8 protein-coding genes are annotated in these 11,564 nt (G+C 34.9%); 7 read left to right on the top strand and 1 reads right to left on the bottom strand.

All coding sequences use genetic code 11. The features are described 5' to 3' along the window. Positions 1 to 411: 411 nt before the first annotated feature. A complete protein-coding gene (locus tag F6K27_RS17190) occupies positions 412 to 879 on the bottom strand; it encodes a hypothetical protein (protein ID WP_287277655.1) in 468 nt (155 codons plus the stop codon). A 541-nt stretch (positions 880 to 1,420) separates the two neighbouring features. Between F6K27_RS17190 and htpG the strand changes: the two genes are divergently transcribed. The 7 genes from htpG to F6K27_RS17225 all read left to right on the top strand — a co-directional run bounded on the left by htpG (position 1,421) and on the right by F6K27_RS17225 (position 11,473). Then, entirely contained in the window at positions 1,421 to 3,430 is a 2,010-nt protein-coding gene (htpG, locus tag F6K27_RS17195; protein ID WP_287277656.1) for a molecular chaperone HtpG, read from the top strand. Between the two features lie 896 nt (positions 3,431 to 4,326). Continuing rightward, complete coding sequence (gene rpmB, locus F6K27_RS17200; RefSeq protein WP_124144621.1) at positions 4,327 to 4,563, top strand: 50S ribosomal protein L28; 237 nt, start codon at positions 4,327 to 4,329, stop codon at positions 4,561 to 4,563. A gap of 1,231 nt (positions 4,564 to 5,794) precedes the next feature. Then, a complete protein-coding gene (hpsE, locus tag F6K27_RS17205) occupies positions 5,795 to 6,814 on the top strand; it encodes a hormogonium polysaccharide biosynthesis glycosyltransferase HpsE (RefSeq protein ID WP_287277657.1) in 1,020 nt (339 codons plus the stop codon). Next, positions 6,814 to 7,881, top strand: coding sequence for a glycosyltransferase (locus F6K27_RS17210; protein WP_287277659.1), 1,068 nt, complete (start codon positions 6,814 to 6,816; stop codon positions 7,879 to 7,881). The genes hpsE and F6K27_RS17210 overlap by 1 nt, the downstream gene beginning before the upstream one ends. Beyond that, a complete protein-coding gene (locus F6K27_RS17215; RefSeq protein ID WP_287277661.1) occupies positions 7,878 to 9,059 on the top strand; it encodes a glycosyltransferase family 4 protein in 1,182 nt (393 codons plus the stop codon). The genes F6K27_RS17210 and F6K27_RS17215 overlap by 4 nt, the downstream gene beginning before the upstream one ends. A 69-nt stretch (positions 9,060 to 9,128) precedes the next feature. Further along, positions 9,129 to 10,298, top strand: a complete 1,170-nt coding sequence (locus tag F6K27_RS17220; RefSeq protein WP_287277663.1) for a glycosyltransferase family 4 protein — start codon at positions 9,129 to 9,131, stop codon at positions 10,296 to 10,298. 326 nt (positions 10,299 to 10,624) lie between these two features. Beyond that, entirely contained in the window at positions 10,625 to 11,473 is an 849-nt protein-coding gene (locus F6K27_RS17225; protein ID WP_287277665.1) for a sulfotransferase, read from the top strand. Positions 11,474 to 11,564 lie beyond the last annotated feature (91 nt).

The raw sequence follows: 11,564 nt of genomic DNA on the forward strand, positions 1-11,564 counted from the left end.
AGAGTGAAAAAAATCGGGGGAGATGACAATATAATATCATGTCCGGTTGAATACTTATACTTTGGAGGAGGTAAGGCAGGAGGCAGGAAGCAGGAGGCAGAAGCGGTGCGACCCCGCGTCGGCGTCAGACGCAAGGGAATGCGCACCAAGAGAGGAAAGAAAAGGTTAGAAGGAAAAAGGTTTTTTTATCACTAATTATCCGGACATGATATAAGTACTTGGACAGAATTAATTGTGCATTTTTGATTGCTATGTCATATCATGTCCGGTAGCATCGTTTGTGTATAATAGAACATAGAAGAGGAGAAAAATAATTGCCCGGAGCGATCGCTATTATGCCAAGACGCTTAAGTATCCAAGAACACCTAAGTGTAGATGAACTAGAAAGAAACTACCGAGCTACCTATGATATCATGTCCGGTAGCATCGTTTGTGTATAGAATTAAGTTTCAATTGACAGAAACCCTTCTGCCTTCTGCCTTCTGCCTTCCTTCCACCAAAGTATAAGTATTCAAGCGGACATGATATAAATGGTACTAAACTAGAAGATGCCTGTTCTACAAGTTTTGCTTCTACAGAAATATTCGTATGTTCTGAGACAAAGATACGAGTAGACACTCCCGCAGTTTTTTTAGAAAGTATGGCAATTTCGTTAGGAAAGTGAGTAGCAGAAAGTAAGACTTTTGGTTTTTTCTGTTGCAGATAATTGACTACCTTCGGTAAACTTCTCAAAGATTGAAATCCTGTTGGTAATTTCAAGTGACCGTACAAATTACTTTCATATACATTCTGATCGAAGCTTATTACTTTTATCTCTTTTGGTACTTGCTCTAGAAATTTTCCTTCTGCATTAATTAATATAATCTCCTTTTTTTTCAAAGCCAGAAGCTAAATTGAGCATGACACGCTCTACTCCTCCTTCTGTTAAATTGCGCAGAAAAATAGCTATATCTGGTTCTGATTTGTAAATAAATTGTTACTCAACATAAATCATAATTTTTTTGTCCAATCATTTATAGCTCATTGTATATTTTTTATTCCCAAGCATCCCAGAAAATTCTTCAAGATAGACAAATAGCAAATAATTTTTAGCATTAAACATTTATTCCTTAATTAACTTACTTTTTTTTTATATGAAATTAATTGATTTAGATACCTAGAAAAATATTTACCTTTAAAACCACTATGCATTGTATCAAAAATTCCTAGGTAGTGAAATCCGAATCAGATGTTTGGTGCAATCCCTGTTTAAAAAAAAGACTCAATAAATCACAATCATTAAATAGTATTGAGCAATAAGTTTAGGGGTAAATGGCCAGAATATTTCTCTGATTTTATATCTATCAAGAGAAAACACACCTGAATAACTACCTTAATGCTCAAGTAAAATTAATTTACCTAGATAGAAAATATAAACACGATGAGTACAACATTAGAAAAAGGTAAGATCAGTATCCATACTGAAAATATCTTTCCAATTATCAAAAAATCTCTCTATACTGACCATGAAATTTTCTTAAGAGAATTAGTTTCTAATGGTGTAGATGCTATTGCTAAACTTAAAATGGTGGCTCGCACTGGAGAGTATAGTGGTGATGTTACTAATCCAGAAATAGAAATTAAAATAGACAAAGAAAATCAAACTCTCTCCATTACTGATAATGGAATTGGGATGACCGCTGATGAAATAAAAAAATACATTAATCAAGTGGCTTTCTCCAGTGCTGAAGAGTTCATTGAGAAATATAAAGGTGGTGATGAAGACGCAATTATTGGTCACTTTGGTTTGGGTTTTTACTCCTCCTTCATGGTTGCTAAAAAAGTAGAAATTGATACTCTTTCCTATCAAGAAGGTGCAGAAGCGATTCATTGGAGTTGTGATGGTTCTCCAGAATTTGAATTATCAGATTCTCCCCGTACAGAACGAGGTACAACTATTACTTTAACTCTCCAAGATGAAGAACAAGAATATCTTGAAACTACTCGCATTAAACAGTTGATTAAAACCTACTGTGATTTTATGCCCGTGGCAATAAAATTTGAAGATGAAGTAGTTAATAAACACAAGGCAATCTGGCGAGAGTCTACTCAAAATGTTACTCAAGAAGACTACCTAGAACTATATCGTCATCTTTATCCTTTCCAAGAAGAGCCTTTATTATGGGTGCATCTAAATACTGACTATCCTTTTATTGTTAATGGAATTCTTTATTTTCCTAAATTAAAGCCAGATGTAGATGTCACCCAAGGTAATATTAAACTATTCTGTAATCAAGTATTTGTTACCGACCATTGTGAAGAAATTATTCCTAAATTTTTAATGCCTTTACGAGGAGTAATTGATAGTACAGATATTCCTCTTAATGTCTCTCGTAGTTCTCTGTTAAGTAATAAAACTGTCAGAAGAATAGCCGATTATATAGCCAAAAAAGTAGGCGATCGCCTGAAAGAAATTTATCGCGATGAAAAAGATAAATATATCAGTTGTTGGCAAGATGTAGGTACATTTGTTAAGTTTGGTGCCTTGAATGACGATAAGTTTAAAAAGCAAGTAGAAGATATCATAATTTTCCGCACTACAGCTAAACTTAACCAAACTGAAACAACTGAAACTGAAGCCAAACCAGCAGTAGAAGTACAAGCAGAAGGAGAAGATGTTTGGCAAGAAGTAACTCCAGAAAATTCTGATGCTAAAAACACTGATGAACAAGGTTTTTATTACACCACTCTCAAAGAATACTTAGAACGTAATAAAGAACGCCATGAAAACCGTGTATATTACTGTACTGAACCTGCTTCCCAAGCAACTTATGTAGAGCTGCACAAAAATCAAGGTTTAGAAGTTTTATTTCTCGACTCTTTCATCGATACCCACTTTATTAGTTTTCTAGAAAGAGAATATCAAGATGTTAAATTCTCTAGAGTAGATTCCGATCTAGATGAGACATTAATTGACAAAGAAAATCAATCAGAAATAGTAGATCCAGCTACCAATAAAACTCGCAGCGAACAAATTAAAGAATTATTTGAAAAAGCGCTGAATAAACCCAAGATAAATGTTAAAGCTCAAGCATTAAAATCAGAAGATGCTAAAACTACGCCCCCAGCAATGGTATTGTTGCCAGAGGCCATGCGAAGATTGAGAGATATGACCGCCATGTTGCAGCAGGAAAAATCAGAATTTCCAGAAGACCATGTTTTAGTGGTAAATACAGCTCACCCACTGATTCAGAATCTGGCCAATCTTAGTCAAGGTAGTATTATTCAGGGTAGTGGAGAATCTCCTTCAGCAGAATTGGCTAAACAAATCTGTCATCATGTTTATGATTTAGCTTTAATGGCACAAAAAGGTTTTGATGCTGAGGGTATGAAAGAATTTGTCGAAAGGTCTAATCAGGTCTTGACTCAGTTAACTGAAAAAGTAATTTGATCGAATTACCGAAAAATTGGGTGTTGCACAGTGACGAATGATTTGATATTTTTGATTGAATTGGATTGTGGATTAATCAATTGCTAGAATGATTAATATTAGGTTTTTCTTAGTCAAAATCTAAAGCAATTTTTGGCAATATCATTCCATAATGTGCAACCCCGCCAAGGAAGCAGCACCTTGTGTTAGCGGAGCTATGCGCCAGCAAAGCGTCAACCCGCCGAGGAGCTACGGCTTAGTAGGAATCCCCGCGCCTTTAGGCCGGGGAGGATGTCAAATTCCCAACGGATTACTAGGATGGATGGGATATAACCCCTAATCTTATTTTATTTTCATGGTTCATCACTGGCAGTTGTTAACTCAAACCAGCTTGAGTCTATCATAACATAAAATTTGTAAATTAATGGGACATCGAGTCCCATTAATTTACCGTTGATTCATCTCACACCAAATTTTCAATTATGGTGTGAGATGAATCGACGCTCTAGCTAAAATGGAGCTTTGAGGACTCCCGGTATAATCTCCAATTTACCGGGAGATGAATCGCGACCAAAATAAAAACAGATACTGACCAAGACTAGCAAGAGTATAACTTAAAATCATACTCAGATAGAATTATCTGATAATAATGTGGATATCCTCACAATGAGGTGTCACTATGGCCTTTGCAGATCGTAGAATAAATTGACGCTCGTTGGGGTACTGTGGGGGGCTGTTTTCAAGCTAGATAAGTGCTACTCAAGCAGTAAAGCTGAATCGTGAGGTTTGCGAATCTCCCGTTATAATCGCTCTTATTTAACGGGAGAGGATGTCAAAAGTTGAAGCAAGAAGGTTGATTAACTTTTTTATTTTTGAGATAATAGATAGGCCGTGGAAAAAATTTAGGTAGACAAATCATGGGTCGTAAATGTCAATTGACTGGAAAGAAAGCTAATAATGGCTATGCAGTTTCCCACTCCCATATCCGCACCCACAAGTTACAGCAAGCAAATCTCCAATGGAAGAGAGTTTGGTGGCCTCAAGGTAATCGTTGGGTCAAACTACGATTATCGACTAAAGCAATTAAAACTTTAGAAAACAAAGGTATACAAGCTATGGCTAAGGCCGCTGGCATTAACTTGAATAAGTGCTGATATATTTTTCTTTATACTCATCTCATCTAATTTAACCCTGTCCTATAGTTGATGAGGACAGGGCTATTTTTTTCTAAAAATGATAGGGATTAATACCAATTCCCAAAAATAATGCCATACTTCATTAAGACTTCAGTTATTCAGTAATAATAATGGTTTAGTAATTTTTGTAACGATTATCGGTATTAAGCCAAGATATATTATAGTTTTTAACCTTACTCCCTACTCCCTACTCTCAAGAAGATGTAGCAAAAATGCGCGAGATTTAGTATAAGAGATTTTTTGTTTGTTAACTAAATATTAAAGAGCGATCGTCACCCAGGACTTCCAATTTTTGCCATGATATAATGTTTGGTTGAATACTTATAAAGAACTACGGAGGAGGACTGAGTTAGGAGGGAAAAAGAAGGAAGAGGAGAAGAAAGTTTTTTCTCACGTTTTTAAACGGACATGATATGAGACAAAAATCCTCTCAAGAGGACTAAGTGTATATTAGTCCATCAAAATTGACTTCAGCAATGTAGCCCTAAAATCATTTATGGAGAGTTTTCGGAAGTTTTTCTTTACTTTATCGTTAATATTTGTTTGTTCCTCACATACCACCGAATCTGCTGTAAATACTGAATATTGACTATTGAGGGGTGTTGGTAATTGGTAAGATGATTTTCTCCGATGGGTGACACCCACCACTTACTATGGTAGAATATTTAGAGGTATCAGAAACAGATGGCTTTTAAGAGAGTGTTTGTAAACTAAAGATTAAGATGGCCAGAGTGCTTAATACTCGATATTCGGTGGGTTACGGCGGAAAGTTAAACTTTTGTTCCGATTCTTTGTTATTGTCGCCTAACCCACCCTACTAGACTGACACAGCTAAAATAGTGTATTAGAAAAATGCTCTAATCTTTACGGTTAATGTATTTGAATAAAAATCTATTGCACCATTTTAGGCGTGTCACGCCACTACGCCTGGATTTAATATTCCTTTTACAAACAGTCTCTAAGGTTTCATCTGTTGATTTACCAACGCTCTATTGAACTACTAAATACCAACTACTGACTACATACTAACTACTGACTACTGACTAATTATCCGGATACTATATAAATCCTGATTTTTCGTATCACATTTTATACTGCATTAGTACATTATGAAAAAAAATGTAGCCCAATTGCGAAAATATTAGGTACATATTGATATAGCAAAAGTTATAAAAAAAAGTTAATTATTATGACTAACTTTACTATCGCAATTCCTACTTATAATGGAGCTGAACGATTACCATTAGTTCTAGACAAATTACTTGCTCAAATCGGAGTAGAAGGACTATCTTGGGAAATTATAGTTGTAGATAATAACAGCACAGATAATACAAAAAAAATCATTAGTAGATATCAAGAAAACTGGTCGGATAAAATTCCATTAAAATACTGTTATGAAGCACAACAAGGTGCAGGATTTGCTAGAAAAAAAGCAGTAGAAATAGCAAGTTCTCCGTTAATTGGTTTCTTAGATGATGATAATATCCCAGCAGAAAATTGGGTAGCAGCAGCTTATGAATTTGCTCAAAAATATCCAAAAGCAGGAGCTTATGCTAGTCAAATTCATGGAGATTTTTCTGGAGAACTACCACCTGATTTTGACCGAATTAAATCATTTTTTGCCATCACAGAAAGAGGAGAGCAACCATTATTATATCAGCCTGCAATTAAGGTAATACCTCCTTCCGCTGGATTAGTAGTTCGTCGGGAAGCATGGTTAGAAAGTGTTCCAGAACAATGTATATTAGGTGGTAGAGTACCGGGTTCAATGTTAACAGGTGAAGATACAGAAACTATTAGTTATATTCAAAAAGCAGGCTGGGAAATTTGGTATAATCCAGCAATGGAAGTAATTCACAAAATTCCTCAACATCGAACACAAAAAGATTATCTAATTAAATTTTTCCGTGGTATTGGTTTGAGTCGTTATGTTACTCGAATGTTAGGAGTTAAACCATGGTTAAAACCATTGGCTTTTTTCGCTTATACGGCAAATGATAGTCGGAAAATTATCCGTCATTTACTCAAATATGGTTTGAAGTTACGAACAGATGTAGTGGCAGCTTGTGAGTTTGAACTATATATTAATAGTTTGAAAAGTCCTTTTTACTTGTGGAAGAATGGCTATTTGAATACAGTTGAACCAAACTATACTTCAGTAGTAAAATCTCAAGCAGGTTTGAGTGGCATTGATTGTCGGGAATTTTAATGAAAATTATTGCTTGGCCAGCATTTAAAACTAGGTATAAAAACCCCTATAACTGGCTATTATATTCTCAGGTAGTGCAACAAGGGCTAACAGTTACGGAATTTTCTTTTGGCAAACTGCTACGCCAATACTATGATATTTTTCACCTTCACTGGCCGACAGAAACTATTGTCCGTCATCCAAACCTAATTATAGCAGGTTTGCGGGCTGTAACTATGCTTCTTGCTATAGACTGGGTTAGGGTTAGAGGAACAAAAGTGATTTGGACAATTCACGACCAATATCCCCACAACCTCTTACATCCTAAGTTGGCACACTGGTTTCAGTCAGAGCTGATCAAGCGAGTAGATGGATGTATTAGTCATTGCCAAGTAAGTAAAGAGTTAGCAGATGCAACTTTTCCTAGATTGAGCGATCGCCCCCACGCAGTTATTCCTCATGGCCATTATCGAGAGGTCTACCCCAATAATATAAATTGTGAGGTAGCTAAAACAAATTTAGATGTTCCTTTTGACTCCCATGTACTTTTATTTCTCGGTTATATCGACTACTACAAAAATGTACCTCATCTAGTCCAAGTTTTTCGAGAATTAGCTCCTGCTAATTGGATATTATTAGTGGCAGGTAAACTAGAAGTTCCAGAAATTGGTACTCAGATATCTCAAGTTGCAGAAAATGATTCTAGGGTCAAATTAAAGTTTGAGTTTGTACCGGATGAGAAGTTACAAGAATATTTTCAGACTGCAGATTTAGTAATATTACCGTTTCAAGAGATTTTAAATTCAGGGAGTGCATTGTTAGCTCTTTCTTTTGATTGTCCTATATTAGTGCCTAATAAGGGAGCAATGGCAGAGTTGCAGGAACAGGTGGGGCAAGATTGGGTAAAGCTGTATCCAGGAGACCTAACAAAAGAGATTTTAGAATCTGGGTTAGAGTGGGCAGTCAAAGAAGGGCGATCGCCACAAGCTAATTTAGAACAGTTAGGATGGCAAAATTTAAGTCAGCAAACTATTGAATACTTTGAATATATTTGTACTCACAAAAATCACAGTAAGAGTAATATATGAAAATTGCTTACGTTACTACTTATGATGCTCTAAATCCTGCAAGTTGGTCTAAGTACAATGGCGGTAACTACGGTGCTAGTAATTTTATTTCCAAAACTTTAATTAATCAAGGTATTATCATCAACTATTTGGGACCTTTACAAAAAACATATTCTTGGCTGACTAAAAGTAAATGGTTGTTTTATAGGCACTTATTTAAAACTGATTATTATAATTGGGCTGAACCTATTGTATGCAAAAATTATGCTAATCAGGTAGCAGAAAAACTGGCAAATTTAGATACCGAAATTATTCTCTCTCCTGAAGGAGCAACTCCTACTGCTTATCTAGAATGTAAACAGCCATTAGTTATTTGGATAGATACAACCTTAGCGGAATTAATTAACTTTTTTCCCTACCTTAGTAATCTATGTCAGGAAACTAAAAATAATATCTATACACTAGAAAAAGCAGCTTTAGAAAGGTGTAAGCTTCTCATCGTAACTTCAGAATGGGCAGTGGAGACAGTAGTTAAAACCTATGGAATTGAACGGTCAAAAATCCAAGTAATTCCTAGAGGTGCAAATATAGAATTGAGACCTAATAGAACTGTTGAAGATATTCAAAACTTAGTTAAATCAAGAGGAAATAAACCATGTAAGCTCATTTTTTCTGGAGTTTTTTGGCAGCGAAAAGGGGGAGATATAGCTTTAGAGGTAGCGAAAAAATTAAATAAATTAGGTCTAGAAACAGAATTAACTGTTATCGGCTGTCAGCCTATTTCTGACGAGCCGTTACCTAGTTTTGTCAAACCATTAGGATATATTGATAAGTCTAAAGGTAATGGTTTATTGCGGATTTCTCAGTTAATAAGTGAATCCCATTTTTTGATGTTACCAACTAGAGCAGACACTAACCCTCATGTTTTGGTAGAAGCAAATGCTTTTGGAGTACCTTGTTTGACAACAAATGTGGCTGGAATACCCACAGTAATTAAGGATGAAATAAATGGCAAAATATTTTCGGTAGATACCTCAGTAGATAATTATTGTGAATATATAATTAATTACTTGACGAATTATCCAAAATATGAACAATTAGCTATGTCATCGTTTAATGAATATTTGTATCGTCTCAATTGGTCAGTGGCTGGTCAAAAAGCAAAGAAACTATTTATGGAAGTTTTGAATAATTGTTAATCTTAAGGATGTAGAAATATTTAATTTGTACTTGATATAAATATATATAAGTAAATCAGAAATATATCTATGAAAATAGCTTATTCTACAACCTATGATGTTCATAATCCTGCTAGCTGGCCTTCTAATAAAAAAGGGAATTATGGCTCAAATAGTTACATTGCAAAAACTTTAGAAAGTCAGGATATTACTGTTAACTATCTTGGTCCTCTAGAAAAACACTATTCATGGGTGACAAGAAGTAAATGGTTACTCTATAGTAAGGTATTTAAACAAGATTATTACAGATGGGCAGACCCAATAATATGTCGAGATTATGCTTATCAGGTAGCTCGAAAACTATCTATATTAAAGTCGGATATTGTACTGGCGACAGAGGGTGTTCAAACAGTTGCATATTTGAAATGTCAACAACCAATTGTTTTGTGGCTAGATACATTAACAATAGCATTGGTCGATTACTACCCAGCATTAAGTAATATTTGTCAAGAGACTAGAAAAAGTATATATAATATTGAAAAAGCAGCAATAGATAAATGTAAACTTTTGATATTTACTTCAGATTGGGCTGCCGAAAATGCTGTTAAACATTACCAAGTTAATGAGTCTAAAATTTATGTAATTCCCAGGGGCGCTAATATTGAACTTAAGCCTGGAAGAACTTTTGAAGAGGTAGAAAATATTGTTAAATCAAGAAAAGAAAAACCTTGTAAATTAATCTTTTCTGGCATAGATTGGGATAGAAAAGGTGGAGATATTGCTGTTGGAGTTGTTAAACAGTTAAATGAAATGGGTTTTAATGCTGAATTGACAATTATTGGCTGTCAACCTCAGATTAAGCCTTTGCCAGATTTTATTAAGATAGTGGGATATATTGATAAATCAAAACCAGAAGGAGAGTCAAAAATGAGGCAATTAGTAGCTGATTCTCATTTGATGATTTTGCCAACTAGAGAAGATTGTGCTCCTAATGTTTTGATAGAAGCTAATGCTTTTGGAGTACCTTGTTTGACTACAGATCTTGCAGGTATTCCAACTGTAATTAAAGAAGATATTAATGGTAAAACTTTTGCTTTTGATGCAGAAATTAAAGAATATTGTGATTATATAATTTCCCGAATGAGTGATTATCCTAGATATCAAAAATTAGCAATGTCATCATTTAATGAATATCAACAACGATTAAATTGGGATGTGGTAGGAAAAACTGCTAAACAGTTATTTATGGATTTACTTTGAAATAGCAGTCAGCGGTCAGCGGTCAGCTATCAGCTTCTAGTTGCGTGAATAGGCATCTCCAATATTGAAGAAGGAGACAGGAGACAGGAGACAGGAGGAAAATTACATGGGGATAGTCAACGAAGGGCCGCTCCGCGTCTACGCTCCCCCAAGTAATGCGTGAACACCCCCGTTGACGGTGGGGTATTAAACCCACAAAGAAAATGATAATAAAAAATAAAGTCAATTATTGCACATAAATTATCAATTCTTTCCCCCTACTTCCTACTCTCTAACAAAAACGAATTTTGTACCTCACGCTTTTTGAGAATTGCTATAATATTGAAATGCACAATAAATTAAAATTACCTTTATTTCTTTTTGGTTGTCCCCGTTCTGGTACTACTTATCTACAAAGTTTATTGACAGCACATCCAGAGATTATCTCTTTACCAGAAACAAAATTTTTTCATTATTTACTACCAGATAATGAACCTAAAAGACGAATACTTGGTATGGCTTCGCGACGATTACGACCTAAGTTAGAAACTTTGTTTAAAAATGAAATGAACCGCCCAGATTTACTGAAATATTTACCTAAAAATACTTTATTTATTAGGCAATATACTCGCAGATTTCTGAAAATTATGAATCTGCTAGCTGAGGAAGAAGGTAAAAGTATTTGGTTAGAAAAAACTCCCGAACATATACGATATATTGACTACATAGAAAAGAATGTTCCTATAGCTAAATTTATTCATATTCAAAGAAATGGAATAGATGTAGTTGCTTCACTTTATGAAGTGTCGAATAAATATCCTAAATTTTGGTATGGTGGGTTTGATATAGACCATTGTATCGATCGATGGATTGAGGCTGTAAATATTACTTCTCAGCATTTACATAAAAATAATCATATTCTGGTGAAGTATGAAAAATTGGTAGATGATACACCTACTATTTTAAAGGAATTATGCAAATTTATAGGTATAGAATTTGATAATAAAATGCTCGAAGATTATCAAGAGACTGCTAAATCTTTGATAAGAAAACAGTCAGGGAGAATCGTTAGTCAGGGTGCAGTAAATACTAGATTACAAAAGTTTTATCAGGTATTTGATCAGTCTCAGCAGGAATATATACTAAGTAGATTGACAGAATTGACACTCCACGGGATAAATCCGCGTGGATTCTGACGGTAGTTAAAACAGGGGATAAATCCACCTGTTTTTACTTCTCATCAGTTGAGGGACTGTCATTGACCCCTACCTTTGAATCATCCATACC

This window comes from Okeania sp. SIO2F5 (assembly GCF_010692685.1).
Taxonomy (GTDB): Bacteria; Cyanobacteriota; Cyanobacteriia; order Cyanobacteriales; family Microcoleaceae; genus Okeania; species Okeania hirsuta.